This is a genomic window from Pseudomonas sp. GW456-L12, from assembly GCF_059424045.1.
Window position 1 is genome coordinate 35160 of the sequence record NZ_JBWKZA010000006.1, and the last position, 26774, is coordinate 61933.

Sequence of the window (26774 nt, forward strand, 5' to 3'; positions counted from 1 at the left end):
GGCTTGCCGGCGAAGCCTCGGACCCGCTTCAATGCTTCGCCGGCAAGCCGGCTCCTGCAGGATTTGCCTTGGAAAAAGGGCGCCTTTGGCGCCCTTTTTCATGCCTGTGGTTTGGGCTATTCTCGGGACCTCCCCGAGCCGCCGTAGAGCCGGGTGTTCAGCAGGGAACCACCCATGATCACCAGTAAGCTGCCGAATGTCGGCACCACCATCTTCACGCAAATGTCGCAGCTCGCCGTGGAAACCGGCGCGCTGAACCTGTCCCAGGGTTTTCCCGATTTCGATGGCCCGCAGGCCCTGCGCGATGCGGTTGCCCGGCATATCGCCAGCGGCCATAACCAATACGCACCGATGACCGGCCTGCCAGCCTTGCGCCAGCAAGTGGCGGCCAAGATCGCCCGCAGTTATGGCGTGCAGGTGAATGCCGATACCGAGGTAACCATCACTCCAGGGGCCACCCAGGCGATCTTCTGCGCCATCCAGGCGGTGATCCAGCCCGGTGATGAAGTGATCGTCTTCGATCCTTGCTACGACAGCTATGAGCCTTCGGTGGAGCTGGCTGGCGGGCGCTGCGTGCATGTACAGCTTGGCCTGACCGATTTCGCCATCGACTGGCAGAAGCTTGGCGAGGCCCTGAGCCCGCGTACGCGGATGATCATTCTCAATGCCCCGCACAACCCCAGCGGTGCGCTGATCAGCCATGCGGAACTGGACCAGCTGGCTGCGCTGATTCGCGACCGGGATATCTACCTGGTCAGCGACGAGGTGTACGAGCATCTGGTATTCGACGGCATCCCTCACGTCAGCGTGCTGGCCCATGAGGAGCTGTACCAACGGGCATTTGTGGTCAGTTCCTTTGGCAAGACCTATCACGTGACCGGTTGGAAAACCGGCTATGTGGTCGCACCTCCGGCCCTGAGCGCGGAGCTGCGCAAGGTGCATCAATATGTCAGCTTTTGCGGCGTGACCCCTTTGCAGTACGCTCTGGCGGACTACATGGCCGAACACCCGGAACATGTCGAAGAGCTACCCGGTTTCTATCAGGCCAAGCGCGACCTGTTCTGCGACCTGCTGGCACCTTCGCGATTCAGCTTTACCCGGGTGGCCGGTACTTACTTCCAACTGGTGGACTACTCGCAGATCCGCCCGGACCTGAATGACGTCGAGATGGCGATCTGGATGACCCGCGAGCACGGCGTCGCGACCATTCCGGTGTCGGTGTTCTACCGCGAGCCACCGCAAGGACAGCGTCTGGTAAGGCTATGCTTTGCCAAGCGTGAGGAGACGCTGCGTCAGGCAGCGGAGAAGCTATGCGTGATCTGAGTGCTTTACCCAATCTGAATGTGGCGCTGATCCAGACCTCCTTGGTCTGGCACGACCGCCAGGCCAATCTCGAGCACTTCGAGCTGTTGTTCGAACAGGCCCGGGGCGCCGACCTGATTATCCTGCCGGAAATGTTCACCACCGGATTTTCCATGGAGTCCGAAGCCCTCGCCGAGGCGGAAAACGGCCCGACCAGCAAGTGGCTGCGCAACCAGGCCGCCAGGCTCGATGCGGTCATCACTGGCAGTGTGATTATCCAGACCGCCGACGGCAGCCACCGCAACCGCCTGCTGTGGGCTCGCCCTGACGGCGAGGTCTGGCATTACGATAAACGCCATTTGTTCCGCATGGCGGGCGAGCACGATCACTACACGCCGGGCGAGCGTCAGGTGCAATTCGAACTCAAGGGTTGGCGGGTCAGGCCGCTGATCTGCTACGACCTGCGCTTTCCGGTGTGGAGCCGCGATGCCCGGGATACCGACTTGCTGCTGTACACGGCCAACTGGCCGGGGGCGCGGCGTCAACACTGGAACCGTTTGTTGCCGGCCAGGGCCATCGAAAACCTGTGTTATGTGGCGGCGGTCAATCGGGTCGGCACCGACGGCAAGGGGTTTGCCTACACTGGGGATAGCCAGGTGCTGGATTTCCAGGGCGAGACCCTGCTCAGCGCCGGTGAGGCCGACGGAGTATTCCAGGTCTGTCTGAATGCCGCGGATCTGGCGGCCTATCGCGCGCGCTTTCCAGCCTACCTCGATGCCGACACCTTCGAGTTCACTCAGGCTTAAAGATCTGTCGGGGTGGGCCGTTAAGGGGTAAGAGGATTTTCAGGGAGATTTGTCATGACCACTATCGGTGCCGCGAGCATCAATCCATTCCCGCTGGGGGCCGCGCCGCAAAAGCTTAACATCGCCGAGCAGCAGGCCAGCCCGCTCGAGGTGCAGGACAAGGGCGCTGTCGATGACAGCGACTCGGTGAGTGTCGACATGCAGGAGTACGGTGCCAAGGCCGACTTCAGCTCATCCACCGCTGATATCGTCGCGCAGTTGCAGAAGCAGATCGACCAGACCGAAAAGACCCTGTCCGAGCAGCAGTCGCAATTGTCCGGGGTGCAGAAGGGGCAGGCGAGCGAGGAGCAGAAGGCGCAACAGGCCTTGGAGGTGCAGGCGCAGATCGCGATCACCGCCAACAACCTTCAGGTGTTGCAGGCGGCGTTGCTCCAGGCGCTGACGGCGCGGATCAATACCACCGCCTGAGCGGGGCAATAACTACACAGCCAAAAAAAGCCCCGGATCATCCGGGGCTTTTTTGTCGCCGTAAAACCGTCAGGCGGCTTTGGCGTCCAGCTGGCTCAGGGAGCGGTTCAGCGCGCTGAACAGGGCCTTGAAGCTGGCGGTGGTGATGTTTTCATCGATACCCACACCGTGCACCGCGCGTTCGCCGTTCACGCGCAGTTCGATATAGGCGGCAGCCTTGGCGTTGGTGCCCGCGCCGATGGCATGCTCGTTATAGTCCATGATTTCCACCGGAACCGGCAAGCCGGCCACCAGGGCTTCCAGGGCGCCATTGCCCTTGCCGCGCCAGTGCAGATTGGTCTCGCCCTGGCCCTTGCCAGACACTTCCACTTCCACGGCGCTGTGGCCGTTTTCTTCCTGCAGGCGATGGCTGACCAACGCGTACGGGGTGTTGGCCTGCAAGTATTCGCTGTGGAGCAGCGCGTGGATCTGCTGGGCGGTCATCTCCAGACCCAGGCGATCGGTTTCACGCTGTACCACCTGGCTGAACTCGATCTGCATACGGCGTGGCAAGCTGATGCCGTATTCCTGTTCCAACAGGTAGGCGATACCGCCTTTGCCCGACTGGCTGTTGACGCGAATCACCGCCTCGTAGCTGCGACCGATGTCGGCCGGGTCGATCGGCAAGTACGGCACTTCCCACAGCGCATCGGATTTCTGCTGGGCGAAGCCCTTGCGGATAGCGTCCTGGTGCGAGCCGGAGAAGGCGGTGTGAACCAGGTCGCCGACATACGGATGACGCGGGTGAACCGGGATCTGGTTGCACTCTTCGACCACTTTGCGCACGCCGTCGATATCGGAGAAATCCAGTTCCGGATCGATGCCCTGGGTGTAGAGGTTCAGGGCTACGGTGACCAGGTCGACGTTGCCGGTGCGTTCGCCGTTGCCGAACAGGCAGCCTTCGACGCGGTCGGCGCCGGCCATCAGGCCCAGCTCGGTGGCGGCTACGCCGGTACCACGGTCGTTGTGGGTGTGCAGGCTGATGATCACGCTGTCACGACGGTTGATGTGGCGACCGAACCATTCGATCTGGTCGGCATAGATGTTCGGCGTGGCGACTTCGACGGTGGCCGGCAGGTTGAGGATCACCTTGTTGGCTGGCGTCGGGTTCCAGACCTCGATCACTGCGTCGCAGACTTCCTTGGCGAACTCCAGCTCAGTGGCGCTGAAGGTCTCTGGCGAGTATTCGAACTGCCATTGGGTTTCCGGCTGCTGGGCAGCGTATTTGACGAACAGCTTGGCGGCGTTCACCGCGATCTCTTTCACGCCTTCCTTGTCCTGATTGAAGACAATGCGGCGGAACGACGGGCTGGTGGCGTTGTACAGGTGGACGATGGCTTTCTTCGCCCCGCGCAACGATTCGAAGGTCCGGGCGATCAGGTCTTCACGGGCCTGGGTCAGCACCTGGATGGTGGTGTCGTCCGGGATGTGGCCGCCTTCGATCAGCGTGCGCACGAAGTCGAAGTCGGTCTGCGAAGCGGCCGGGAAGGAGGCCTCGATTTCTTTCACGCCGACGGCGACCAGGGTTTTCCAGAAGCGCAGCTTCTTCACCGCATCCATTGGCTCGATCAACGATTGGTTGCCATCACGCAGGTCGGAGCTGCACCAGATCGGCGCGCGGGTGATGGTCTTCGACGGCCAGGTGCGGTCCGGCAAGTTGATGGTCGGGAACGCGCGGTACTTCGAGGAAGGGTCTTTGAGCATGCTCATGGGGAAATCCTTATTGTCCGGGCCGAGAAGAGGCGGCCTGCCGGTGAATCAATGGGTGTGTTGTTTGAAGCAGGGGACGAGGTACCGCGACTCAACCTGGCAGTCGTGCGCTGACGAGGCAGAGGCTTCGGTGTTGACGGCGCTGAATGAGGGTGTGAGAGGTTTTCATGCCCTCAACCCTAACCACTGGGGTGAAAGATGGCAAGCAGTCGAAAAAAATTGAGATAAATCTCTTGAAAATGGTTTTTCGCGAGATTTTATTCTGTCGAGCTTATAGCTGGCTCGATCTTATTGCGCAGAGTTTTGAACCTGCGCAATCCCTGCGGGAGCCACGGCTCAGGGCTGGAAGGCCCCGATAAAGATCGCCGGATCGACCCGGGCGTCGTTCAGGCTGACGTTCCAGTGCATGTGCGGCCCGGTGGCGCGCCCGGTGGAGCCGACTTTCCCGACCACCCCGCCGCGGGCCAGTTGCTGGCCGACCTTCACGTCGATCTTCGACATGTGGCAGAACATACTGATAAAGCCCTGGCCGTGGTCGACGAATACGGTATTGCCGTTGAAAAAGTAATTGCCGATCAGGATCACCTTGCCGGCCGCCGGCGTCTTGATCGGCGTCCCCGCAGGTACCGCGAAGTCCAGCCCGGCGTGTGGATTGCGCTCCTCACCGTTGAAGAAGCGGCGGACGCCGAACTTGCTCGACAGCGGGCCGCTCACCGGCTTGTCCAGCAGCAGGTTGCTCGGGGTGTTGGGGCTGAAACTGCGGTAAGCGCGGACCTGTTCGGCCAACTCGGCGTCGATGCGCTTGAGGTCGGCCGGATCGGGGTTGACCTGGCGTTTGTTCTTCAGCGTGATGTGCTGTTCCGGGTATTTCTTGCTGGTCACGCTGAAGTTCAGGCTGCGGCCGCCAGCACTGATTTGCTGGGTACCGGGTTTGACGGTCAGGGGGATGCCGACAATCGCCAGCCAGTTGTTCTGTTCCTTGACTACCAGCAGCGGTTTTCCCTGGTAGCTGGCCTTGGGCGCCTGGGCGGCGCTGCCCAGGTCGATCACCGCCACGCCGCCGGGCACCGGTTTGTTCAGCAGGCGCGTGATGTAGCTATCGGCGTGGGCGTTAAAGGTCAGGCACAGCAACAACAAGGAGCTAAGAAAACGCGGCATGGATCAATCCAGTAAAGAAAGGGTGACAGGCGTCAGGTGATTGTCCTCGACCCGGACCTGCAGTTCGCCTTCGCCAAGCCGGGCTTTGAGGCGCTGGCCCGGCTGGGTCTGTGCGGCGCTGCGAATGGCCTGGCCGCGTTCGTCCAGCAGGATGCTGTAGCCACGGCCCAGGGTGGCCAGCGGGCTGACCACATGCAGGGTCTGCATCTGGCTTTGCAGTTGCAGGCGACGGGATTTCAGACCTTCGCGCATGGCCCGTGGCAGGCGTTCGGCCAGGCTGTCGAGGCGTTGCCGCAGCAGCGCCAGTTGACGCCCGGGGTGTTGGCCGGCGAGCCGGGTTTCCAGGCGGATCAGGCGCTCGCGGCGGGTATTGAGGCTGCGCTCGAACGCCCGGCGCATACGCATGTCCAGGTCGTCCAGGCGCTGCGCTTGCTGGCGCAGGCGCTCGCCGGGATGGCGCAGGCGCCGGGCCATGCCTTCCAGGCGCAGGCGATCACGCAGCAACCGGTCGCGCATGCGCATTACCAGGCGCCGATGCAGGCTTTCGACGCGGTGTTGCAGGTCGCTGGAGTCCGGCGCGAGCAGTTCGGCGGCCGCCGAGGGCGTTGGTGCGCGCACGTCGGCGACGAAGTCGCTGATCGATACGTCGGTTTCATGACCCACGGCGCTGACGATCGGCGTGACACAGGCATCCACCGCCCGGGCCACGGCTTCTTCGTTGAAGCACCAGAGGTCTTCCAGGGAGCCGCCGCCACGGGCCAGGATCAGTGCGTCGAAGCCCCGGGCATCGGCCATTTTCAGGGCGCGGACGATCTGCGCGGTCGCCTCGCGGCCTTGTACGGCGGTAGGGATCAGGGTCAGGGCCACCTGTGGCGCTCGGCGCCGGAACACGCTGATGATGTCGCGAATCACCGCGCCGGTCGGCGAACTGATAATGCCGATGCGCTGCGGATGGGCGGGCAGCGGCACTTTGCGTTCGCTGCTGAACAGGCCTTCGGCGCTGAGCTTTTCCTTCAGCGCATCGAAGGCCAGGCGCAGGGCGCCGTCGCCGGCCGGTTCGACCGTATCGAGGATCAGCTGGTAGTCGCCGCGGCCTTCGAACAGCGAGACCTTGCCGCGCACCTTGACCGCCAGGCCGTCCTTCAGTGCCTGGCGCACCCGCGCGGCATTTTGCCGAAACAGCGCGCAGCGCACCTGGGCACCGCTGTCCTTGAGGGTGAAATACACATGGCCGGACGCCGGGCGGGCGAGGTTGGAAATTTCGCCTTCGACCCAGATGTTGCTGAACACGTCTTCCAGCAACACCCGCGCACGGCCGTTGAGCTGGCTGACGGTCAGGACTTCGCGGTCCAGGCCGAGTCTTGCAAAGGGATCTTTAATCATGGGGCGCAGTTTAAAGGCATTCGGCAAACAATCTCCATGGATCGAAACAAAAGGAGACGATGCCTTTGCCGGCCTCGAATACGCCTTCGGCGGTTAGGGCGTGAGAGCGTTGTGGAAGTGTTCGATGAACTGCTTGACCAAAGGTGTCGGATCTTGCCGACAGGCGAGGGCGACCGTGCTCTGGCAGGCCGGGTCCGCCAAGGGCAGGAAGTGCAGGCTGGCGGGCGCGATGTCACGCATCGACTCGGGCAGCAGGGCGATGCCGAATCCAGCCTGGATCAGTTGCAGCTGCGTGGTCTTGCGCGACAGCACCCGCGCCGCCTTGGGGAAAAAGCCCTGGCGCATGCACAGCTCGGCCGACAGGTAACTCAGGCCGCCACGCTGCGGATGGGGAATGGAGATAAAGGCTTCGTCGCGCAGTTGCGCCAGATCCACGCCCTGCTTGGGAGGATCCGCTGCCAAAGGGTGGCCCGGCGGCACGGCCAGCAGCAGGCGTTCGCTGAACAGTGGCGTGATCCGCACGCCCTCGCGCTGGCGCAGTACCGGCAGTCGCAGCAGGCCGATATCCAGCCGGCCTTCGGCGACTTCTTCCAACTGCGCTTCGGAAGACAGGGTGGCGATGTCCATCGAGGCCCCCGGGCACTGCTCCAGGTAACCGCTGATGGCCCGCAGCAGGCGGCCACTCATGGACACGGTGCTGGAGTGGCTCAGGCGCAATGTCCCCAACTGCCCCTGGCCGACCTGGGTCGCCAGTTCGCTGGCCTTGTTCAGCTCATCGAGCAGGTTGCGGGCACGCGGGTAGAACGCCTCGCCCGCCGCCGTCAGCCTGGGCAGGCGCGCGGTGCGCTCGAACAGCGGGGTCTTGAGGTGGGTTTCCAGTTCCTTGATCTGCCGGCTGAGGGCTGACTGGGCAATGAACAGGCGTTCGGCGGCGGCGCTGAAACTGCCGCTGTCGGCGATTTCCACGAAGTAGCGCAGTTGGCGGGTTGAAATCACGCGTCATGCCTTTTTGAGATGGGTGGATGGCTTTGATGATATTAGTCGCAAGGCTTGTGGCTGACTAAAGTCATTCCTTGATAAAGAAGGAAGGCGAATCGATGAGCATGGTCGAGTTGTTGGGGCAGTGGTCGTGGGGGACGAGTGGCTGGTTGGCGATCGGCCTGGGGATCGCCCTGGCGTATATCGTGTTTGGCATCGCCGGGTTCGGCACGGCGCTGGTGGCGGGGCCGGTGCTGATCCTGTTCATGCCGCTGTCGAAGATAGTCCCGCTGCTGGTGCTGCTGGATTTTGTCGCGGCCTTCGGCAATCTCCTGCCGTCGCGGCGGGATGTCGATCGCTCCGAGCTGCTGCGCCTGCTGCCGTGCATGGCGCTGGGCTGCACCCTGGGGGTGATCTTCCTGCTCAACCTCAAGTCCGATGTGTTGCTGCTGTTGATGGGGCTGTTTATCAGCGCTTATGCGGCGTACAGCCTTTGGGTCAAGGCAAGGCCCAAGGCGCTGGCGGCGGGCTGGGCGATTCCCATGGGGACCGTGGGTGGAACGTTCGGCGCGCTGTTCGGCAGCGGCGGCTTTTTATATGCGATCTATCTGAATAGCCGCCTGCCCAAGGATGCGGCGCGGGCCACCCAGAGTGCGTTGATCAGTTGCAGCACGGTGGTGCGCCTGAGCCTGTTCGCCATTGCCGGGGTTTATGCGCAACTGCCTTTATTGGTGCTGGCGCTGTGCTTGTTGCCGGCCATGGCCCTGGGCCTGTGGATTGGCCGGCGGCTGACCATGAGATTGTCTCGCGAGGCGTTCGTCCGGCTGGTGACCTGGCTGGTGCTGGCCAGCGGCATTGCCCTGGTCGGTCGTTACCTGAGCACTTGACCTGTGGGGTTCAGGGATTAAGCTGCGGGCCCTCGGATTTGCCAGGCACGCCGACTTCTACACTTATTGGCAGGTATCGGCTCGCTGACGGTACTGTTCGAGCAGGCGACGCAGACTTCCCTTCAAACGCTTCAGGCCCCATCCATGAACTCGCAAAGCATCATCGTCCCGAAAATCTCCACCTTGCCGGTTCACGAACCCCGCGCCCGGGCGATCGTGCGTTGGTTGGTGCGCAAGAACATCGTCGAGGAAGCCTTGAGCACCTGTGGTCGTACCGGCAATCGCATGGCGCATGCGATCGCCCCAGGCGCGCGGGAAGTGGTGCTGCACCCGGAGGCCTTGCCCTTCGGTGAACCGGTCAACGGCCTGGAGATCATTACCAAGCGCTGCATCTATACCCCGGCCAAAGGGTTTCTCGAGGAGGCAGGTTGCGCCGAGTGCCGCCAGGAAGTGGGGGAGGCGCTGTTCGAGAGCCTGGAGGACTGGATGCCCGGGCGCACCGATAACTTCACCTGCCCCGAGTGCGGGCATGAAGATGACATCAATGGCTTTCTGTTCTTGCAGGAGTGCGGGTTTTCCAACCTCGGTTTCATCTTCAACAATTGGGCAGAGGCCGGGTTCAAACAGAGCTTTCTCGACGAGTTCGCCGAATGGCTGGATCAGCCGGTGAGCTGGGTGAAGGTGGAGTTGTAAGGGGATTTCGGCAGCCGGGCCCGGGTGCTGAAATCATCGCCGGCAGGTGCAGTGCTGGTCCGCGAAACAGATGCCGTGTTCCGGCAAATTCCCCATCCATCACCCCGTTGATAATAGACAGAGTTTTACATTGAGCCCGGGTAGGTGTCTGAGTATAATGGCGCGCTTCCATTTTCCCGCTCGGGAGCCCCCGCGATGCTGCGTATCAGCCAAGAAGCTCTGACCTTCGACGACATTCTCCTAGTGCCTGGTTATTCCGAGGTGCTTCCTAACGAAGTCAGTCTCAAGACCCGTCTTACCCGTGGCATCGAGCTGAATATTCCACTGGTTTCCGCCGCAATGGACACCGTCACTGAAGCCCGTCTGGCAATCGCCATGGCTCAGGAAGGTGGCATCGGCATCATCCACAAGAACATGACCATCGAGCAGCAAGCTGCCGAAGTCCGCAAGGTCAAGAAGTTCGAAGCCGGCGTCGTCAAAGACCCGATCACCATCGAGGCTGACGCCACGGTGCGCGACCTGTTCGAACTGACCCGCATGCACAACATTTCCGGCGTTCCGGTACTGCACGATGGCGACCTGGTCGGCATCGTCACTTCCCGTGACGTGCGTTTCGAAAACCGTTTGGACGCCAGTGTCCGTGAAGTGATGACGCCTAAAGAGCGCCTGGTCACGGTCAAGGAAGGCGCCGACAAGAACGACGTGCGCGAGCTGCTGCACAAGCACCGCATCGAGCGCGTGCTGATCGTCGACGACAAGTTCGCCCTCAAAGGCATGATGACCGTCAACGACATCGAAAAAGCCAAGGCTTACCCGCTGGCCAGCAAGGACGATCAAGGTCGTCTGCGCGTAGGGGCTGCCGTCGGTACCGGTAAAGACACCGGTGACCGCGTTGCCGCCCTGGTCAACGCCGGCGTGGACGTGGTGGTGGTCGACACTGCCCACGGTCACTCCAAAGGTGTGATCGACCGCGTTCGCTGGGTCAAGGAAAACTACCCGCAAGTGCAGGTGATCGGCGGCAACATCGCCACCGGTGCCGCAGCCAAGGCCCTGGCCGCAGCGGGCGCCGACGCGGTCAAGGTCGGTATCGGCCCTGGCTCGATCTGCACCACCCGTATCGTCGCCGGTGTCGGCGTACCGCAAATCAGCGCCATCGCCAATGTCGCCGCGGCCCTTGAAGGCACCGGCGTTCCATTGATCGCCGACGGCGGCATCCGCTTCTCCGGTGACCTGTCCAAGGCCATCGTCGCCGGTGCTTCCTGCGTGATGATGGGCTCGATGTTCGCCGGTACCGAAGAGGCGCCAGGCGAAATCGAACTGTTCCAGGGTCGCTCCTACAAGGCTTACCGCGGCATGGGTTCGCTGGGTGCCATGTCCCAGGCCCAGGGCTCTTCCGACCGTTACTTCCAGGACTCCTCCGCGGGTGCCGAGAAGCTGGTTCCGGAAGGCATCGAAGGCCGTGTTCCCTACAAGGGCACCCTGACCGCCATCATCCATCAGCTGATGGGTGGCCTGCGTTCTTCCATGGGCTACACCGGTAGCGCCAACATCGAAGAAATGCGCACCAAGCCAGAGTTCGTACGCATCACTGGCGCCGGCATGGCTGAATCCCACGTCCATGACGTGCAGATCACCAAGGAAGCGCCAAACTACCGCGTAGGTTGATGCTTCAAGCAAAACGTTAAATGACCGGGGCTGTTTTATTCAGCCCCGAGTCGTTTCTGAATCACGACTGTTTTCGAATTACCTAGACGAGACTGAATCATGGCCCTCGACATTCACGCCCACCGCATCCTGATCCTCGATTTCGGTTCTCAGTACACCCAATTGATCGCCCGTCGCGTGCGTGAAATCGGCGTGTACTGCGAACTGCATCCGTTCGACATGGATGACGAAGCGATTCGCGAATTCGCTCCCAAAGGCGTCATTCTCGCCGGCGGCCCCGAGTCCGTGCACGAAGCCAACAGCCCGCGTTGCCCGCAAGCGGTGTTCGACCTGGGCGTGCCGGTCTTCGGTATCTGCTACGGCATGCAGACCATGGCCGAGCAAATGGGCGGCAAGGTCGAGGGTTCCGAACTGCGTGAATTCGGTTATGCCCGCGTCGATGTGGTCGGCAAGAGCCGCCTGCTGGACGGCATCGAAGACCACGTCGACGCCGACGGCCTGTTCGGCCTCGACGTATGGATGAGCCACGGTGACAAGGTCACCAAGATGCCGCAAGACTTCCACATCCTGGCCAGCACCCCGAGCTGCCCGATCGCCGGCATGTTCAACGACGACCTGCGCTACTACGGCGTGCAGTTCCACCCGGAAGTGACCCACACCAAGCAGGGCGGTCGCATCCTGTCGCGCTTCATCCTCGACATCTGCGGCTGCGAAGCCCTGTGGACCCCATCGAAAATTGCTGAAGACGCCATCGCCCAGGTGCGTGCCCAGGTCGGCACCGACAACGTGCTGCTCGGTCTGTCCGGCGGCGTTGACTCCTCGGTGGTCGCGGCCCTGCTGCACAAGGCCATCGGCGACCAGCTGACCTGCGTCTTCGTCGACAACGGCCTGCTGCGCCTGCACGAAGGCGAGCAAGTGATGGCCATGTTCGCCGAGAACATGGGCGTCAAGGTGATCCGCGCCAACGCCGAGGACCAGTTCCTCAACAACCTGGCCGGCGAAGCCGACCCGGAGAAGAAGCGCAAGATCATCGGCCGTACCTTCATCGACGTGTTCGATGCCGAATCCTGCAAGCTGGACAACATCAAGTTCCTGGCCCAGGGCACCATCTACCCGGATGTGATCGAGTCGGCTGGCGCCAAGAGCGGCAAGGCCCACGTGATCAAGTCGCACCACAACGTGGGCGGCCTGCCGGAAGAAATGAACCTCAAGCTGGTCGAGCCACTGCGCGAGCTGTTCAAGGACGAAGTCCGTCGTCTGGGCCTGGAGCTGGGCCTGCCGTACGACATGGTCTACCGTCACCCGTTCCCGGGCCCGGGCCTGGGCGTGCGCATCCTCGGCGAAGTGAAGAAGGAATACGCCGACCTGCTGCGTCGCGCCGACCACATCTTCATCGAAGAGCTGCGCAAGGCCGACTGGTACCACAAGGTCAGCCAGGCGTTCGTGGTGTTCCAGCCGGTGAAATCGGTGGGCGTGGTCGGTGACGGCCGTCGTTACGCCTGGGTCGTGGCCCTGCGTGCCGTGGAAACCATCGACTTCATGACCGCGCGTTGGGCGCACCTGCCTTACGAGCTGCTGGAAACCGTCAGCGGCCGGATCATCAACGAGATCGAAGGCATCTCCCGCGTCACCTACGACGTGTCGAGCAAGCCGCCAGCCACCATCGAGTGGGAATGATCCCGGCCGAGTGATCGGCAGCTGATCGTTCAGGCAACAGCAATGGCGATCGAGACCTTCGGGTGTCGATCGCCATTTGTGTTTCAGGGTCTTTAAAAAGCCCGTTTTCCAGTCCTCCCGTAATACCAGGAAAGACATGGGCACATCGTCGCCCGCCTGGCCTGTGTACCCTCGACAGACATTCATTGAACTCCCAGCGGCGGCCTCTGGCGACTCCGGCGCAGGTGTTCAGAATATTTGTGGTTGTCAGTTGACAACAAATTCATTGTTGACGAGACTGGAGGCCATGGATGGCTCGCACACCTCATCCCAAGAAAGACATTGAAATGGCGCTGCGTTACGCCGAATGGCAGGGCTGGCGCGTCGAAGTCGGCGGTAGTCATGCCTGGGGCAAGATCTACTGCCCTTACAACAGCGAGGTGTGTCGTTGCGGCGAGTTCTGCATCACCAGTGTGTGGGGCACGCCGAAAAATCCCCTCCAGCATGCCCGGGCACTGTGCCGGGTAATCGACAACTGCACGCTGAATCAGCTGCGCGGCGGGAAAGTCCCGCAACCTCGTCGGGAGTCATGACCATGGAATACCTGTTTACCCTCAACTACCTGCTGCCCGCCCACGACTGCGACCCGGACGTGCTGGTGGAGCGCCTCGGCGCGGGGGGCTGTACCGATGCGCTGGTCGGTACCGGGCTGGCGGGGCGCCTGGCACTGGAGTTCAGCCGCGAGGCCGAAAGCGGTGAGGCGGCGCTGCTCAGTGCCCTGGGCGATATCAAGCGGATCATTCCGGATGCGCGGCTGGTAGAGGCCAGCCCGGATTTCGTCGGTCTGAGCGAGATTGCCGACATCGTCGGGGTCTCCCGGCAGAACATGCGCAAGTTGATGCTCAACCATGCCGGCAGTTTCCCCCTGGCGATCCACGAGGGCAGTGCCTCGCTCTGGCATCTGGCGGAAGTGCTGAGCTGGCTGGAGGCCCGGGGCGGTTACCAGTTGCAGCATCCGGTGATAGAGGTGGCGCGGGTCGCGCAATCCGTGAACGTCGCCAAGGAGGCCCGGCGGGTCGGCACCCCGAGCGCCGAACTGGTGGCGCTGCTGGGTTGAGCGGGCCTGCCGCGGTGGTCAGCGTCGGGCGACGTCCGAGAAGTAGAACTTGTCCAGGGTATGGCGTGATTCGGTGTACTCGAACTGCCGGCCGTCCTGCAGGAAGGTCTGGTTGCTGACCACTATCACGTGGCTCTGGCCCTCCAGGTCCAGGTGCTGCTGGTCATCCCGGGTGCGTGGGGTGGCTTCGATGGTCCGCTGGGCGTAGCTGATCTGCAATTGCAGGGTCTGTTCGATGTAGGCGTAGATCGAGTGTTCGGCAATCTGCCGGTCCAGCCCCGGGATCAACTCGGCGACGAAGTGGTTGATATCGAGAATCACCCGTTTGCCATCGATACGCCGCACCCGCTTGATGCGGGTAATCAGGCTGCCTTCCTCGGCCTGCAGGTGTTCGCGCAACGCGCCTTCGAGGGGAAACTGGGTGAACTCCACCACCTCGGTGCTGACGTCGTTGCCCAGGCGCGGATAGGTTTCCTGGAAGCTGACAATGCCGCCCAGCTGGAACTCGATCGGGTGCGGCGACAGCACAAAAGTGCCCTTGCCATGGATCTTCTGGGCGAAGCCGCGCTCCTGCAACTGCTCGATGGCCTTGCGCACGGTGCCGCGGCTGGCCTGGTAGCTGTCCATCAACTCGGTTTCGGAAGGCAGACGAGCGCCGCGTTCCAGGCGCTCGGTGGTGATGCTGGCAAGCAGATCGCTGTAGATCTGGTTGTATTTACTCATGGGATGGCTCTGTGCCGTCTGCGCTCAAGGCGGGAACCTTAAGGGTCGTGAGCGGATTTGTCTATTTGAGGCGAGTGGGTCGAACGCCTGACTGCGGGTGTCGAAATGGCAACGAAACACCTTACAGCAGTTTAAGAATTTTCTGTCGCGCATGGCGCGCGCTGCCGGAGAGTCTGGATCTAGAGCCGTTTTTGCGCAGCAGAAACTGCCTGCGACCCGGGTTTCGGAGCGATGTCGGCAAACTCGTCTGTACGAGTTGTTGCTTTAACTCGTACAGACGAGTATTTTTCGCTTCGGCGTGCTGCCAATAACAAAAAACCAAAGCGGAAGAACAAGCATGAGCCACGATTACTCCACGATTGCCAGCGAGTTGCTGCACAGCCTCGGTGGCGCCGACAACCTCGAACAAGCCGCGCATTGCGTCACCCGCCTGCGCCTGGCGCTCAAGGACCCGAGCCGGGTGGACAGCGCGACGCTGAACCAGATCGATCTGGTCAAGGGCTCGTTTTTCACCGGTGGCCTGTTCCAGGTGGTCATTGGCCCCGGCGAAGTCGAAAAGGTCTATGCCGCGTTGCGCCAACTCACCGGGCTGGCTGCTTCCACCATCGCCGACGTCAAGCAGAAGGGCGCCGACAAGACCAACGCCATGCAGCGTCTGGTGCGGGTGTTTTCCGATGTCTTCATGCCGATCCTGCCGGCGCTGATCATTGCCGGCCTGCTGATGGGGGTGAACAACCTGATCGGCGCCAAGGGCATGTTCATCGAAGGCCGGACCCTGCTCGAGGCCTATCCGACCCTGGATGGCGTGTGGAGCCTGATCAACCTGATGGCCAACACCTCCTTCGTATTCCTGCCGGCACTGGTGGGGTGGTCGGCGGCCAAGCGCTTTGGCGGCAGCGAAATCCTCGGCATCGTGCTCGGCCTGATGCTGGTGCACCCCGACCTGCTCAATGCCTGGAACTACGGCAAGGCCGTGGCCGGGCTGGAGGGCCAGAGCCTGCCGTACTTCGACATCTTCGGGCTGTTCCAGATCGAGAAGGTCGGCTACCAGGGGCAGATCCTGCCGATCCTGCTGGCGGCCTATGTCATGAGCGTCATCGAGAAATGGCTGCGGGCGCGGGTGCCGAATGCGATCACCCTGCTGGTCGTGCCCATCACCACCATCGTGGTCACCGGTGTGCTGGCGCTGGCGGTGATCGGCCCGGTGACCCGGCACCTGGGGATCCTGATCACCGAAGGCGTGGTCACCCTGTTCGAACTGGCACCGATGGTCGGCGGGGCGATTTTCGGCCTGCTCTACGCGCCGCTGGTGATCACCGGCATGCACCACATGTTCCTCGCCGTGGACCTGCAACTGATCTCGACCCAGGGCGGCACCTTCATCTGGCCGATGATCGTCATGTCCAACCTGGCCCAGGGCAGCGCGGCGCTGGCGGTATTCAGCATGAGCCGCAACGCGCGGGACCGCAGCATGGCCTCGACCTCGGCGATCTCCGCCTATTTCGGCATCACGGAACCTGCCATGTTCGGGGTCAACCTGCGCTACAAGTTCCCGTTCTACGCCGCGCTGATCGGCTCGGCGCTGGGCTGCATTTTCCTCTCGCTGAACAAGGTCCAGGCCTCGGCCATCGGCGTTGGCGGGTTGCCGGGATTCATCTCGATCATTCCCCAGTACATCCCGATGTTCGTGGTCGGCATGGTCGTCGCCCTGGTGGTGCCGTTCGTGCTGACCTGCGGCTTGAGCATGAAGATCATCCGGCCGGGGTATCGCGTCGCTTGATAAATCGCATCGCGAGCAAGCTCGCTCCTACATGACCGCATATTCCTCTGTAGGAGCGAGCTTGCTCGCGATGAGGGCGTCAGGTCTGCCAATCACCCGCGATACTGCCCCGGCGTCGCCGCCAGATGCTGCTTGAAGGCGCGCTGGAAGTGCGCCTGGTCGGCGAAGCCGGCTTCCAGGGCCACGTCGGCGATCGGCTCGCCGTCACGCAACCGGGACTGGGCGAACTGCACCCGCTGGTTGACCACGAAGGCGTGGGGCGTCATGCCGTAATGCTGCTTGAAGGCGCGGATCAGGTAGGACGGCGACAGCTCGGCGGCCTGGCAGATTTCCTCCAGCTTCAGCGAGCGGGTGCAGTGTTGGCGAATGTAGTCGGCGGCCCGTTGCAGTTTCTGGTTGCTCTCGCGCGGCGGTCGGCTGGCCGGGTTCAGGCGCTGCTGCAGGTCGCTGAAAAACGCCACCACGGCGCTGTGCTTGTGCAGTGTCTCGGCCTGTTCGTTCACCAGCACCTCATACAAACGGTTGAGCCCGGCATAGAGCTCGGGGTCGTCGCTGTGGGGCGTGGAAAAGGCGCGAAAGCCCAGGTCCTGGCTGAACCCCAGTTGATGCTGCAGGTCGGTCAGCCAGGAAGTGTCGACATAGAGCATGAGATACGACCAGGGCTGGTCGTCGATGGGGTTGCAGGCGTGCACTTCGCCGGGGTTCATCAGCACCACGGTGCCGGCGCCGATGCGAAATTGCGCCTGCTCGTGCAGGTAGGTGCTGTGCCCGGCGGTGATGGCGCCGATGGAAAAATGTTCGTGGGCATGCCGGGCGTAACAGACTTTGCGCCCGTCGGCGATCGAGCGGGCCTCGATAAAGGGCAGCGCCGCATCGCGCCAGAACTGCGGGGCGGTATCGGGGCTGTGGCTCAAGCTCGGCTTCATCAAAGGCATCCCATCGGCAAGCGTCGGCCACCGAGTGTATTAGCTCTCGCCGGCGAAGGCTCGTTCCAGCGCGGCGATATCGAGTTTTTTCATCTGCAGCAGGGCCTGCATCACCCGCTGCGACTTGGCCGTGTCGGGGTCGGTCATCCAGTGGTTGAGCGCGCAAGGCACGATCTGCCAGGACAGCCCGAACTTGTCCTTGAGCCAGCCGCACTGCTGGGCCTCGGGCGCGCCGCCGTAGGACAGGGCGCTCCAGAAATGATCGATTTCGCCCTGGTTCTGGCAGTTGACCTGCAGCGAGACCGCTTCGTTGAACTGGAACACCGGACCGCCGTTGAGGCCGGTGAAGGTCTGCCCGTCGAGCTCAAAGGACACGGTCATCACCGAGCCTTCGGGGCGGCCGTGGAACTCGAAGCCGGCCTTGCCGTAGTGGGTGAGGGCGGTGATGCGCGAGTGCTCGAAGATCGAGCAGTAGAACTGGGCGGCGGCTTCGGCCTGGTGGTCGAACCACAGGCAGGGCGTGATGCGATGAATGTGCGACATGACGGTTCTCCTCGGCAGGTGGTCCACGCTTGAGCAAGCGTAGTCAGCCGATAGTCGTCCGGGGTTGCCGTAGATCGACAACTCACCGCCCTTCATCCGGGGGCGGTGGGTGCATGACCGGTGGTCGCAGAATCCGGCCTGTTCGGCAAACTGCGCTTAGCTGTATGGAAAACCTCGCGGCGCGCGTAGGCCTTCGGCCACAGCGACGCCGCTCCAGGATCCCGTGAATCCTGTCCCCCCTCGGCCTGAGGAGTTGCGCATGTTGACACTCAATATCAATGGCAAGGACCAGCAGCTCGAGGTGCCCGCGGACATGCCGCTGCTCTGGGTGCTGCGCGATGTGGCGCACCTGACCGGTACCAAGTTCGGCTGCGGCATGGCGCAATGCGGCGCCTGCACCGTGCATGTCGACGGCGCGCCGCTGCGTTCCTGCGTGACCCCGGCCGCGACAGTGGCCAACGGGCAGAAGATCCTCACCATCGAAGGCCTGTCGGCGGACGGCTCGCACCCGGTGCAGCGCGCCTGGGCCGAGCTGGACGTGGTGCAGTGCGGTTACTGCCAGTCGGGGCAGATCATGTCGGCCGCGGCCTTGCTGGCGAAGATCCCGTCGCCCACCGACAGCGATATCGACCAGGCGTTGTCCGGCAATATCTGCCGCTGCGGCACCTACCCAAGGATCCGCGCGGCGGTCAAGCGCGCCGCTGAAATCGGCTGAGTCGGCATTAAGAGGGGCAAGGCATGATCACTGCATCGCGTCGTGGGTTTCTCAAAGGGGGTGCGCTGCTCGGCGGCGGGCTGGTGGTGGCGTTCGTCATCCCGGGAGCCAATCGTTTTGCCCGGGCGGCGAGCGAAGCGTTCGTGCCCAATGCGTTCTTGCGTATCGCCCCGGATGGAGTGGTCACCGTGGTGCTCGGCCATTCGGAAATGGGCCAGGGCATCTGGACCGGGCTGTCGATGCTGATCGCCGAGGAGCTGGATGCCGACTGGTCGAAGATTCGCGTCGAGCACGCGCCGGCCGCCGCGGTGTATGGCTTGCCGGCGTTCGGCGGGATGCAGATCACCGGCGGCTCGACCTCGACCTGGATGGAGTTCGACCGCTATCGCCAGGCCGGCGCCGCGGCCCGGCAGATGCTGATCGAGGCGGCGGCCAAGCGCCTGCAGGTGGCGCCCTCGACCCTGCACACCGAGCAGGGCTGGGTGGTGGCCGGCGACCAGCGCCTGAGCTACGGCGACCTGGCCAACGACGCCGGGCAGCTGCCGGTGCCGGACCCGGCCTCGTTGCGCTTGAAGGAGGCCAAGGACTGGCGGCTGATCGGCAAGCCGACCCAGCGCCTGGACACCCCTGAGAAAATCACCGGCCGCGCGCAATTCGGCATGGACATGTATTTTGACGGCCTGCTGACCGCCGTGGTCCTGCGTTCGCCGGTGTTCGGCGGCACGCTCAAGTCGTTCGATCCCCAGGCGGCGCTGGCGGTGCCCGGGGTGATCAAGGTGCTCCAGGTGCCCACGGGCGTGGCGGTGGTCGCCGAGCATTACTGGGCGGCCAAGCAGGGGCGCGATGCGCTCAAGGCCGAATGGGACCTGGGGCCGAACGCCAACATGAGCAGCGAAAGCCTGATGCAGAGCTTTCGCAAACTGGCGCTGACCCCCGGGACCAAGGCCGCCGAGGCCGGCGATGCGGCCGGGAGCATGGCCAAGGCGACGCAGGTGATCAAGGCCGAATACAGCGTGCCGTACCTGGCCCATGCGCCGATGGAACCGCTCAACTGCACGGTGCGCATCGGCGCCGACAAGTGCGAGATCTGGACCGGCACCCAGTTCCAGACCCTGGACCAGATGGTCGCGGCGAAGATCATCGGGCTCAAGCCGGAGCAGGTACAGATCCATACGCAATTTTTGGGTGGCGGTTTCGGCCGCCGGGCCAATCCCACCTCGGACTTCGTCAGCGAAGCAGTGGAGGTGGCCAAGGCCGCCGCAGCCCCGGTGAAAACCGTCTGGTCGCGGGAAGACGACGTGCGCGGCGGCTACTTCCGTTCGGCGTTCCTGCATCAGGCGCAGGTCGGCCTGGATGCCAAGGGCCTGCCGCTGGCCTGGCAGCATGTGCTGGTGGGGCAGTCGATCATGGCCGGCACCTCGTTCGAGGCCAGCTTCGTCAAGAATGGCATCGACAACACCTCGGTCGAGGGCCTGGCGGACGGGCCTTACCTGAAGGGCACGCCGAACCACCGGGTCGACCTGCATTCGCCGATGACTGGCATCACCGTGCTGTGGATGCGTTCCGTGGGCCATACCCACACCGCGTTCGTCGTCGAATCGTTGATCGACGAGATGGCCGCCGCGGTGGGCAAGGACCCGGTGGAATACCGCCGCACCCTGCTCAAGGATCACCCACGGCACCTGGGCGTGCTCAACCTGGCGGTGGAGAAGGCCGGCTGGGGCAAGCCCGTGCCCAATGGCCATGCCCTGGGCGTGGCGGTGCACGAGTCCTTCGGCAGCTATGTGGCGCAGGTGGCCGAGGTGTCCCAGGAGGCCGAGCGGATTCGCGTGCACCGCGTGGTCTGTGCGGTGGATTGCGGCATCGCGGTGAACCCGCAAAGCATCGCCGCGCAGATGGAGTCGGGGATCACCTTCGGCCTGGGCATGGCCCTGCACAGCCGCATCTCCTTCAAGGACGGCCGGGTGGTGCAGTCCAACTATCACGACTTCCAGGTGTTGCGCCTGAACGAGATGCCCGAGGTCGAGGTGCACATAGTCGCCAGCAGCGAGAAACCCGGCGGTATCGGCGAGGCGGGCGTGCCGCCCACGACGCCGGCGGTGGCCAACGCGGTGTTCGCCCTGACCGGCCAGCGCCTGCGTGAGCTGCCGCTGCAACTGGCGGGGGTGTGAGATGAAACGCCACCTGTTCCTCGGCTCGCTGATCCTGGTCGGCCTGGGCGGTTATGCCTCGGACCTGTTCGCCGCCGATGACCCGGCGCTGGCGGCGTTCGCGACGGTGCAGAAGGTGTTCCAGAGCCCGCGCTGCCAGAATTGCCATATTCCCGGGGATGCGCCCTTGCAGTTCGACGCCGGCACGCCCCATGCCATGGCCGTGGTCCGTGGCCTGGATGGCAAGGGCGCGGCGGGGCTGCCGTGCGCCACCTGCCATGGCGCAAGCAACCCGCCGGCCAGCTACGGCCCGCACGCACCGCCGGGGGCACCACACTGGAGCCTGCCGCCGGCGGCGCACAAGATGGCCTGGATCGGCCTGCCGGCCGACCGCCTGTGCCAGATGATCAAGGACAAGGCCAGCAACGGCGACCGCGACTTTGCCGCGCTGATCAAGCATGTCAGCGAAGACAAGCTGGTGCTCTGGGGCTGGAACCCCGGTGGCAACCGCGCGCCGGTACCGGTGCCCCACGACGTGTTCGTCAGCCAGTTCAAGCTCTGGGCCGAGGCGGGCGGACCCTGCCCGGCGGTCGGAAGTTGACGCCAGGGGCCCCCAGCGAGGGCTGGTTGCGGGGCAGTCGCAGGCCTCGGCAACTAAGCTCTATAGGTGATACCCGCCAATGGAGTGTGCGATGTTTTCCCCAGACAAGCCTGTCCAGGCACCGAACCAGGTGCCATCCCCGGAGGCGGACGACCCGTCCCGGCAACTGTTGCGCGATCAGAACCGCCGGGCCGAGCAGGAGCTGGCCGCGGTGCAGGTAGCCAACCTCGATAAACTGACCCTGCTGCCCAACTCGCACGGCTTTGCGGTGCTGGCCGGCGATGCGCTGCAGGCCTGCAAGGACCTGAACTGCCCGGCGACCTTGCTGCTGTTCGATCTTGACGACATCTACCGTATCGCCCGCGCTTATGGGTCGGAAGAAGGCGAGGCGGCGCTCAAGACCTTCGCCGACGGCCTGCGCATCGCCTTTCGCGAAAGCGACGTGGTCGGGCATCTGGAGTACCAGCGTTTCGCGGTGCTGCTGACCGGCTCGGAACGGATGGAAAAGCTGGCGATCATCACCCGTCTGCAGGCCATCCTCGACGAGCGCACCGCCACCCAGCAGTGCATTTACGACATCTGCTTCAGCATCGGCCAGATCGAGTTCGATCCGGTCCGGCCGGCCGATGTGGAAACCTTGCTGGCGGACGCCGACCAGACCATGAGCAGACCGGGCCGCGGGCCGCTGTTCAAGGCGTGAATGTTGGGCCGAGACGCAATACGGCGGGTTATTGCTCGGTGCCAGCCTGCCCTTGGAGCCTGTTTCGCAACTCGGTGATCACGCGCAGGGCCGTTTGAATGTCTTCAACTTCAAGTCCGGCCGACAAATCGTTGACCAGCGGGGTGTACAGGCGGATGGCCTCATTGAAGGCTGCCGTACCCTTGTCTGTCAGCGTCACGAGCTGCGCGCGCCGGTGATGCGGGTTGGGCTGGAAGGTCACCAGTCCTTCCTTCTCCAGATCGTTGATGATGCGCTGGACATTCTGTCGGTTGGCCTCCAGATCCCGAGCGAGCCAGGCGACCGGCTGCGGGCGCTCTGCCGCCACGATCGCGCCCAGAATCTGCCAGCGGGCGCTGGTCAGCCCGAGGGGGGCGACTATCCGGTCGCCCCAGGCCAGCGTCAGGTTGCTTGCCCGGAACATACTCAGAATGAAGTCGGTCAGGGCAGCCCCGGCGGGGGTGGGTTCAGGTTCGTGCATAACGTTGTTATCCAGACAAAATGATTCTTCAGGGATATTGACATCATGATGTCAATATAGCAATTTGATTACGAATTCAGCCCTCACACCTGGAGCCTGCCATGTCTCTCATTCGCCCTATGGACCCCGCCTTTCCGATCGACCGCCAGATTACGCTCGAAGCCGCGCCGGTCATCCTGATCAACGTCTTCACCCTGGACCAGGCCGACGAGCCAACCTTCCTGCAGGCCTGGCAAGACGATGCCAGTTTTATGAAGCAACAGCCGGGGTTCATTTCCACCCAGCTGCATCGCGCCATCGGCGAAAGCCCGACCTATCTCAATTACGCGGTCTGGGAGTCCAACGCGCATTTCCGGGCGGCCTTCGTGCATCCGGAGTTCAGGGCCAAGCTTTCGCACTATCCGTCCTCGGCGGTCGCTTCCCCGCATCTGTTCCAGAAGGTCGCGGTACCGGGCATCTGCGTCGCCTAGGCAGCCGATACCTGGCCCAGATGATTGCGGCCGTGAGGTGCCTGCCGGTCACTGCTGCATCCGCGCTCGCCGGCCGGTACAGCAGGCCAGCGAGCGCTCATGCCTCGCTGGCCGGCACCAGGAACGCGGCCTCCAGCAACTGCCGGGTGTAGGGATGCTGCGGCGCGGCGAAGATGTGCTGCGCGTCGCCCTGTTCCACCACCTGGCCATGCTTGACCACCATCAACTGGTGGCTCAGGGCCTTGACCACCGCCAGGTCGTGACTGATGAACAGGTAGGTCAGGTTGTACTTGGCCTGCAGCTTGCGCAGCAGCTCCACCACTTGGCGCTGCACGGTGCGGTCGAGGGCCGAGGTCGGCTCGTCCAGCAGGATCAGCGCTGGCTTGAGCACCAGGGCGCGGGCGATGGCGATGCGCTGGCGCTGGCCGCCGGAGAACTCGTGGGGGTAGCGGTGTCGGGTTTCCGGATCGAGGCCCACTTCCTTGAGCGCTTCGATGATTGCCTGTTCCTGCTCGGCGGCGCTGCCGATCTTGTGGATGCGCAGGCCTTCGCCGACGATCTGGCTCACGCACATGCGCGGGCTGAGGCTGCCGAAGGGGTCCTGGAACACCACCTGCATCTCCCGGCGCAACGGCCGCACCTGCTGCTGCGACAGGCCGTCCAGCTGCTGGCCTTCGAAGCGGATGGCGCCCTTGCTGGCGATCAGGCGCAGGATCGCCAGGCCCAGGGTGGATTTGCCCGAGCCGCTTTCGCCGACGATGCCCAGGGTCTGGCCCTGGGGCAGGCTGAAGTTGATGCCGTCCACCGCCTTCACATGGTCGACGGTGTGGCGCAGCAGGCCTTTCTTGATCGGGAACCAGACCTTCAGGTCCTCGACCTGCAACAGCGGCGGGCCGACCACGTTGCTCGCCGGCTTGCCGCTGGGCTCGGCCGCCAGCAGTTCGCGGGTGTAGGGATGCTGCGGCGCGCGGAACAGCTCTTCGCAGGACGCCTGTTCGACGATGCAGCCGCGCTGCATCACGCAGACGCGGTGAGCGATGCGCCGGACCAGGTTGAGGTCGTGGCTGATCAGCAGCAAGGCCATGCCCAGGCGCGCTTGCAGCTCCTTGAGCAGTTCGAGGATTTTCAGTTGCACGGTGACGTCGAGGGCGGTGGTCGGCTCGTCAGCGATCAGCAGTTCCGGCTCGTTGGCCAGGGCCATGGCGATCATCACCCGTTGCCGCTGGCCGCCGGACAGCTCGTGGGGCAGGGCCTTGAGACGCTTGTGCGGCTCGGGGATGCCCACCAGTTCCAGCAGCTCCAGGGTGCGCCGGGTGGCGACCTTGCCGATCAGGCCCTTGTGCAGGCCCAGCACCTCGTTGATCTGCTTCTCGATGCTGTGCAGCGGGTTGAGCGAGGTCATCGGCTCCTGGAAGATCATGGCGATGCGGTTGCCGCGAATATGCCGGATGGTTTTTTCTTTCTGAGTCAGCAAATCCTGGCCGGCGTACTGGATGGTCCCGGACGGATGGCGGGCCAGCGGGTAGGGCAAGAGGCGCAGGATCGAGTGCGCGGTCACCGATTTTCCAGAGCCGCTTTCGCCCACCAGGGCCAGGGTTTCGCCGCGCTTGATGTCGAAGCTGATGCCCTCGACCACCCGTTGCGTGTGGGCGCCGACACCAAATTCGACGGCGAGGTCGCGGACTTCGATCAGATTGTCCTGATTCATCTCATTTCCTCGGGTCGAAGGCATCGCGAGCGGACTCGCCGATAAATACCAGCAGGCTCAACATGATCGCCAGCACGGCAAAGGCGCTGATGCCCAGCCACGGCGCCTGCAGGTTGGATTTGCCCTGGGCCACCAGTTCGCCCAGGGACGGCGCGCCGGGGGGCAGGCCGAAACCGAGGAAGTCGAGGGCGGTCAGGGTGCCGATGGCGCCGGTGAGGATGAACGGCATGAAGGTCATGGTCGAGACCATGGCGTTGGGCAGGATATGGCGGAACATGATCGCGCCGTTCTGCATGCCCAGGGCGCGGGCGGCGCGCACGTATTCCAGGTTGCGCCCGCGCAGGAACTCGGCGCGCACCACGTCCACCAGGCTCATCCAGGAGAACAGCAGCATGATCCCCAGCAGCCACCAGAAGTTCGGCTGCACGAAGCTGGCGAGGATGATCAACAGGTAGAGCACCGGCAGCCCGGACCAGATCTCCAGGAAACGCTGCCCGGCCAGGTCGACCCAGCCGCCATAGAAGCCCTGCAGCGCCCCGGCGATGACGCCGATGATCGAACTGAGCACGGTCAGGGTCAGGGCGAACAGCACCGACACCCGGAAGCCGTAGATCACCCGTGCCAGCACGTCGCGGCCCTGGTCGTCGGTGCCCAGCAGGTTGTCCGCCGAGGGCGGCGCGGGGGCCGGGACTTTCAGGTCGTAGTTGATGCTCTGGTAGCTGAACGGGATCGGCGCCCACAGCACCCAGGCGTCCTTGGCCGCCAGCAGTTCGCGGATGTACGGGCTCTTGTAGTTGGCCTCCAGGGGGAACTCGCCGCCGAAGGTGGTTTCCGGGTAGCGCTTGAGCGCCGGGAAGTACCAGCCGTCGTCGTAGTGCACCACCAGCGGCTTGTCGTTGGCGATCAGCTCGGCGCCAAGGCTGGCGCCAAACAGGATCAGGAACAGCCACAGCGACCACCAGCCGCGCTTGTTGGCCTTGAACAGCTCGAAACGCCGGCGATTGAGGGGGGACAGGTTCATCTCAATGCTCCCGGCTTTCGAAGTCGATGCGTGGGTCGACCAGGGTGTAGGTCAGGTCGCCGATCAGTTTCACCACCAGCCCCAGCAGGGTGAAGATGAACAGGGTGCCGAACACCACCGGGTAATCGCGGTTGATCGCCGCCTCGAAGCTCATCAGGCCCAGGCCGTCGAGGGAGAAGATCACCTCCACCAGCAAGGATCCGGTAAAGAAGATGCCGATGAAGGCCGAGGGGAAGCCGGCGATCACCAGCAGCATGGCGTTGCGGAACACATGGCCGTAGAGCACGCGGCGCCTGGTCAGGCCCTTGGCCCGGGCGGTGACCACGTACTGCTTGTTGATCTCGTCGAGGAAGCTGTTCTTGGTCAGCAGGGTCATGGTGGCGAAGTTGCCGATCACCAGGGCGGTCACCGGCAGCGCCAGGTGCCAGAAGTAGTCGAGGATCTTGCCGCCCCAGCTCAGCTGGTCGAAGTTGTTCGAGGTCAGGCCGCGCAGCGGGAACCAGTCGAAATAACTGCCGCCGGCGAACATCACGATCAGCAGGATGGCGAACAGGAACGCCGGGATCGCGTAGCCGACGATGATCGCCGAGCTGGTCCAGACGTCGAAGTGGCTGCCGTGGCGGGTGGCCTTGGCGATCCCCAGGGGGATCGACACCAGATACATGATCAGGGTGCTCCACAGCCCCAGGGAGATCGACACCGGGAGCTTTTCGCGGATCAGGTCGACCACCTTGGCGTCGCGAAAGAAGCTGTCGCCGAAATCCAGGGTGGCGTAGTTCTTGATCATGATCCACAGGCGTTCCGGCGCCGACTTGTCGAAGCCGTACATCTTCTCGATTTCCTTGACCAGGGCCGGGTCCAGGCCCTGGGCCCCGCGGTAGCTGGACCCGGCCACCGAGACTTCGGCGCCGCCGCCGGCGATCCGGCTGGTGGCGCCTTCGAAACCCTCGAGCTTGGCGATCATCTGTTCCACCGGGCCGCCGGGCGCGGCCTGGATGATCACGAAGTTGATCAGCAGGATGCCGAACAGAGTGGGGATGATCAGCAGCAGGCGTCGCAGAATGTAGGCCAGCATC

At 63.5% G+C, this 26774-nt stretch carries 26 protein-coding genes; 15 read left to right on the forward strand and 11 right to left on the reverse strand.

From position 1 onward, the window contains the following. Positions 1-174 precede the first annotated feature (174 nt). Genes AC07Y9_RS09705 through AC07Y9_RS09715 form a run of 3 tightly spaced genes read left to right on the forward strand, consistent with a single transcriptional unit; the run spans position 175 to position 2576 of the window. Positions 175-1323 carry a pyridoxal phosphate-dependent aminotransferase gene (locus tag AC07Y9_RS09705; RefSeq protein ID WP_102678552.1) on the forward strand — a complete coding sequence of 383 codons (1149 nt, stop codon included), beginning with the start codon at positions 175-177 and terminating at the stop codon, positions 1321-1323. After that, positions 1311-2108 (forward strand): amidohydrolase, encoded by a 798-nt coding sequence (locus tag AC07Y9_RS09710; RefSeq protein WP_102678551.1) that lies wholly within the window; start codon positions 1311-1313, stop codon positions 2106-2108. Before AC07Y9_RS09705 ends, AC07Y9_RS09710 begins: the two co-directional genes overlap by 13 nt. Before the next feature lie 54 nt (positions 2109-2162). Then, entirely contained in the window at positions 2163-2576 is a 414-nt protein-coding gene (locus AC07Y9_RS09715) for a hypothetical protein (protein WP_087090054.1), read from the forward strand. Positions 2577-2645: 69 nt separating this feature from the next. Here AC07Y9_RS09715 and leuA read toward each other — a convergent pair whose 3' ends face one another. The 4 genes from leuA to AC07Y9_RS09735 all read right to left on the reverse strand — a co-directional run bounded on the left by leuA (position 2646) and on the right by AC07Y9_RS09735 (position 7862). Then, positions 2646-4325 (reverse strand): 2-isopropylmalate synthase, encoded by a 1680-nt coding sequence (gene leuA, locus AC07Y9_RS09720; RefSeq protein ID WP_007929549.1) that lies wholly within the window; start codon positions 4323-4325, stop codon positions 2646-2648. Positions 4326-4661: 336 nt separating this feature from the next. After that, complete coding sequence (locus tag AC07Y9_RS09725) at positions 4662-5483, reverse strand: peptidoglycan DD-metalloendopeptidase family protein (RefSeq protein WP_063432877.1); 822 nt, start codon at positions 5481-5483, stop codon at positions 4662-4664. A 3-nt stretch (positions 5484-5486) separates the two neighbouring features. Then, on the reverse strand, positions 5487-6866 hold the full coding sequence (xseA, locus tag AC07Y9_RS09730; protein WP_087090058.1) for an exodeoxyribonuclease VII large subunit: 1380 nt from the start codon (positions 6864-6866) through the stop codon (positions 5487-5489). A gap of 93 nt (positions 6867-6959) precedes the next feature. Further along, positions 6960-7862 carry a LysR family transcriptional regulator gene (locus AC07Y9_RS09735; RefSeq protein WP_102678549.1) on the reverse strand — a complete coding sequence of 301 codons (903 nt, stop codon included), beginning with the start codon at positions 7860-7862 and terminating at the stop codon, positions 6960-6962. A gap of 101 nt (positions 7863-7963) precedes the next feature. Between AC07Y9_RS09735 and AC07Y9_RS09740 the strand changes: the two genes are divergently transcribed. From AC07Y9_RS09740 to AC07Y9_RS09765, 6 genes are all read left to right on the forward strand, one after another. Continuing rightward, positions 7964-8731, forward strand: coding sequence for a sulfite exporter TauE/SafE family protein (locus tag AC07Y9_RS09740; RefSeq protein ID WP_102678548.1), 768 nt, complete (start codon positions 7964-7966; stop codon positions 8729-8731). A 144-nt stretch (positions 8732-8875) separates the two neighbouring features. Continuing rightward, the gene (locus tag AC07Y9_RS09745) at positions 8876-9424 is read left to right on the forward strand and encodes a hypothetical protein (RefSeq protein ID WP_038576146.1); all 549 of its coding nucleotides are present in this window, start codon (positions 8876-8878) and stop codon (positions 9422-9424) included. A 195-nt stretch (positions 9425-9619) separates the two neighbouring features. Then, complete coding sequence (gene guaB / locus AC07Y9_RS09750) at positions 9620-11089, forward strand: IMP dehydrogenase (RefSeq protein ID WP_007929561.1); 1470 nt, start codon at positions 9620-9622, stop codon at positions 11087-11089. Positions 11090-11188: 99 nt separating this feature from the next. Continuing rightward, positions 11189-12766, forward strand: a complete 1578-nt coding sequence (gene guaA, locus AC07Y9_RS09755; protein WP_102678547.1) for a glutamine-hydrolyzing GMP synthase — start codon at positions 11189-11191, stop codon at positions 12764-12766. A gap of 290 nt (positions 12767-13056) precedes the next feature. Further along, positions 13057-13338, forward strand: a complete 282-nt coding sequence (locus AC07Y9_RS09760; protein WP_102678546.1) for a hypothetical protein — start codon at positions 13057-13059, stop codon at positions 13336-13338. A gap of 2 nt (positions 13339-13340) precedes the next feature. Further along, positions 13341-13862 carry a helix-turn-helix transcriptional regulator gene (locus AC07Y9_RS09765; protein ID WP_007929565.1) on the forward strand — a complete coding sequence of 174 codons (522 nt, stop codon included), beginning with the start codon at positions 13341-13343 and terminating at the stop codon, positions 13860-13862. An 18-nt stretch (positions 13863-13880) separates the two neighbouring features. On the opposite strand, the gene treR is transcribed toward AC07Y9_RS09765, so the two are convergent. Then, the gene (gene treR / locus AC07Y9_RS09770; RefSeq protein ID WP_007929570.1) at positions 13881-14585 is read right to left on the reverse strand and encodes a trehalose operon repressor; all 705 of its coding nucleotides are present in this window, start codon (positions 14583-14585) and stop codon (positions 13881-13883) included. A 337-nt stretch (positions 14586-14922) separates the two neighbouring features. On the opposite strand from treR, the gene treP reads away from it, so the two are divergent. Continuing rightward, positions 14923-16365: a PTS system trehalose-specific EIIBC component gene (treP, locus tag AC07Y9_RS09775; RefSeq protein WP_009045423.1), complete on the forward strand. Its 1443-nt coding sequence runs from the start codon at positions 14923-14925 to the stop codon at positions 16363-16365. Positions 16366-16457: 92 nt separating this feature from the next. On the opposite strand, the gene AC07Y9_RS09780 is transcribed toward treP, so the two are convergent. Then, positions 16458-17291, reverse strand: a complete 834-nt coding sequence (locus AC07Y9_RS09780; RefSeq protein ID WP_102679372.1) for an AraC family transcriptional regulator — start codon at positions 17289-17291, stop codon at positions 16458-16460. A 39-nt stretch (positions 17292-17330) separates the two neighbouring features. Continuing rightward, a complete protein-coding gene (locus tag AC07Y9_RS09785) occupies positions 17331-17834 on the reverse strand; it encodes a VOC family protein (RefSeq protein ID WP_007923662.1) in 504 nt (167 codons plus the stop codon). A 259-nt stretch (positions 17835-18093) separates the two neighbouring features. Between AC07Y9_RS09785 and AC07Y9_RS09790 the strand changes: the two genes are divergently transcribed. The 4 genes from AC07Y9_RS09790 to AC07Y9_RS09805 all read left to right on the forward strand — a co-directional run bounded on the left by AC07Y9_RS09790 (position 18094) and on the right by AC07Y9_RS09805 (position 22000). Beyond that, positions 18094-18549 (forward strand): (2Fe-2S)-binding protein, encoded by a 456-nt coding sequence (locus tag AC07Y9_RS09790; RefSeq protein WP_009043583.1) that lies wholly within the window; start codon positions 18094-18096, stop codon positions 18547-18549. A gap of 23 nt (positions 18550-18572) precedes the next feature. Continuing rightward, positions 18573-20720 (forward strand): xanthine dehydrogenase family protein molybdopterin-binding subunit, encoded by a 2148-nt coding sequence (locus AC07Y9_RS09795; protein ID WP_102679371.1) that lies wholly within the window; start codon positions 18573-18575, stop codon positions 20718-20720. A gap of 1 nt (position 20721) precedes the next feature. Beyond that, positions 20722-21300, forward strand: coding sequence for a hypothetical protein (locus AC07Y9_RS09800; protein WP_087092845.1), 579 nt, complete (start codon positions 20722-20724; stop codon positions 21298-21300). 91 nt (positions 21301-21391) lie between these two features. Further along, positions 21392-22000 (forward strand): GGDEF domain-containing protein, encoded by a 609-nt coding sequence (locus tag AC07Y9_RS09805; RefSeq protein ID WP_102679370.1) that lies wholly within the window; start codon positions 21392-21394, stop codon positions 21998-22000. A 28-nt stretch (positions 22001-22028) separates the two neighbouring features. Here AC07Y9_RS09805 and AC07Y9_RS09810 read toward each other — a convergent pair whose 3' ends face one another. Beyond that, positions 22029-22499, reverse strand: a complete 471-nt coding sequence (locus tag AC07Y9_RS09810; RefSeq protein ID WP_102679369.1) for a MarR family winged helix-turn-helix transcriptional regulator — start codon at positions 22497-22499, stop codon at positions 22029-22031. A 101-nt stretch (positions 22500-22600) separates the two neighbouring features. Here AC07Y9_RS09810 and AC07Y9_RS09815 point away from each other — a divergent pair, with 101 nt between their 5' ends. After that, on the forward strand, positions 22601-22969 hold the full coding sequence (locus AC07Y9_RS09815) for an antibiotic biosynthesis monooxygenase family protein (protein ID WP_007920961.1): 369 nt from the start codon (positions 22601-22603) through the stop codon (positions 22967-22969). A gap of 97 nt (positions 22970-23066) precedes the next feature. Here the strand turns inward: AC07Y9_RS09815 and AC07Y9_RS09820 are convergent, their stop codons facing one another. Genes AC07Y9_RS09820 through AC07Y9_RS09830 form a run of 3 tightly spaced genes read right to left on the reverse strand, consistent with a single transcriptional unit; the run spans position 23067 to position 26773 of the window. Next, positions 23067-24677 carry an ABC transporter ATP-binding protein gene (locus AC07Y9_RS09820; RefSeq protein WP_087092851.1) on the reverse strand — a complete coding sequence of 537 codons (1611 nt, stop codon included), beginning with the start codon at positions 24675-24677 and terminating at the stop codon, positions 23067-23069. Position 24678: 1 nt separating this feature from the next. Next, positions 24679-25698: an ABC transporter permease gene (locus AC07Y9_RS09825; protein WP_007920958.1), complete on the reverse strand. Its 1020-nt coding sequence runs from the start codon at positions 25696-25698 to the stop codon at positions 24679-24681. Position 25699: 1 nt separating this feature from the next. After that, the gene (locus tag AC07Y9_RS09830) at positions 25700-26773 is read right to left on the reverse strand and encodes a microcin C ABC transporter permease YejB (protein WP_007920957.1); all 1074 of its coding nucleotides are present in this window, start codon (positions 26771-26773) and stop codon (positions 25700-25702) included. Position 26774 lies beyond the last annotated feature (1 nt).

Excerpts from the sequence above, each read along its gene's own strand:
- treR (WP_007929570.1), bottom strand. The coding sequence starts at position 14,585 with ATGAGTAAATACAACCAGATCTACAGCGATCTGCTTGCCAGCATCACC.
- treP (WP_009045423.1), top strand. The coding sequence starts at position 14,923 with ATGAGCCACGATTACTCCACGATTGCCAGCGAGTTGCTGCACAGCCTC.
- AC07Y9_RS09815 (WP_007920961.1), top strand. The coding sequence starts at position 22,601 with ATGTCTCTCATTCGCCCTATGGACCCCGCCTTTCCGATCGACCGCCAG.
- AC07Y9_RS09785 (WP_007923662.1), bottom strand. The coding sequence starts at position 17,834 with ATGTCGCACATTCATCGCATCACGCCCTGCCTGTGGTTCGACCACCAG.
- AC07Y9_RS09790 (WP_009043583.1), top strand. The coding sequence starts at position 18,094 with ATGTTGACACTCAATATCAATGGCAAGGACCAGCAGCTCGAGGTGCCC.
- AC07Y9_RS09780 (WP_102679372.1), bottom strand. The coding sequence starts at position 17,291 with ATGAAGCCGAGCTTGAGCCACAGCCCCGATACCGCCCCGCAGTTCTGG.
- AC07Y9_RS09825 (WP_007920958.1), bottom strand. The coding sequence starts at position 25,698 with ATGAACCTGTCCCCCCTCAATCGCCGGCGTTTCGAGCTGTTCAAGGCC.
- AC07Y9_RS09715 (WP_087090054.1), top strand. The coding sequence starts at position 2,163 with ATGACCACTATCGGTGCCGCGAGCATCAATCCATTCCCGCTGGGGGCC.
- AC07Y9_RS09765 (WP_007929565.1), top strand. The coding sequence starts at position 13,341 with ATGGAATACCTGTTTACCCTCAACTACCTGCTGCCCGCCCACGACTGC.
- leuA (WP_007929549.1), bottom strand. The coding sequence starts at position 4,325 with ATGAGCATGCTCAAAGACCCTTCCTCGAAGTACCGCGCGTTCCCGACC.
- AC07Y9_RS09810 (WP_102679369.1), bottom strand. The coding sequence starts at position 22,499 with ATGCACGAACCTGAACCCACCCCCGCCGGGGCTGCCCTGACCGACTTC.
- xseA (WP_087090058.1), bottom strand. The coding sequence starts at position 6,866 with ATGATTAAAGATCCCTTTGCAAGACTCGGCCTGGACCGCGAAGTCCTG.
- AC07Y9_RS09705 (WP_102678552.1), top strand. The coding sequence starts at position 175 with ATGATCACCAGTAAGCTGCCGAATGTCGGCACCACCATCTTCACGCAA.
- AC07Y9_RS09740 (WP_102678548.1), top strand. The coding sequence starts at position 7,964 with ATGAGCATGGTCGAGTTGTTGGGGCAGTGGTCGTGGGGGACGAGTGGC.
- AC07Y9_RS09760 (WP_102678546.1), top strand. The coding sequence starts at position 13,057 with ATGGCTCGCACACCTCATCCCAAGAAAGACATTGAAATGGCGCTGCGT.
- AC07Y9_RS09795 (WP_102679371.1), top strand. The coding sequence starts at position 18,573 with ATGATCACTGCATCGCGTCGTGGGTTTCTCAAAGGGGGTGCGCTGCTC.
- guaB (WP_007929561.1), top strand. The coding sequence starts at position 9,620 with ATGCTGCGTATCAGCCAAGAAGCTCTGACCTTCGACGACATTCTCCTA.
- AC07Y9_RS09745 (WP_038576146.1), top strand. The coding sequence starts at position 8,876 with ATGAACTCGCAAAGCATCATCGTCCCGAAAATCTCCACCTTGCCGGTT.
- AC07Y9_RS09725 (WP_063432877.1), bottom strand. The coding sequence starts at position 5,483 with ATGCCGCGTTTTCTTAGCTCCTTGTTGTTGCTGTGCCTGACCTTTAAC.
- AC07Y9_RS09805 (WP_102679370.1), top strand. The coding sequence starts at position 21,392 with ATGTTTTCCCCAGACAAGCCTGTCCAGGCACCGAACCAGGTGCCATCC.
- AC07Y9_RS09820 (WP_087092851.1), bottom strand. The coding sequence starts at position 24,677 with ATGAATCAGGACAATCTGATCGAAGTCCGCGACCTCGCCGTCGAATTT.
- guaA (WP_102678547.1), top strand. The coding sequence starts at position 11,189 with ATGGCCCTCGACATTCACGCCCACCGCATCCTGATCCTCGATTTCGGT.
- AC07Y9_RS09830 (WP_007920957.1), bottom strand. The coding sequence starts at position 26,773 with ATGCTGGCCTACATTCTGCGACGCCTGCTGCTGATCATCCCCACTCTG.
- AC07Y9_RS09800 (WP_087092845.1), top strand. The coding sequence starts at position 20,722 with ATGAAACGCCACCTGTTCCTCGGCTCGCTGATCCTGGTCGGCCTGGGC.
- AC07Y9_RS09710 (WP_102678551.1), top strand. The coding sequence starts at position 1,311 with ATGCGTGATCTGAGTGCTTTACCCAATCTGAATGTGGCGCTGATCCAG.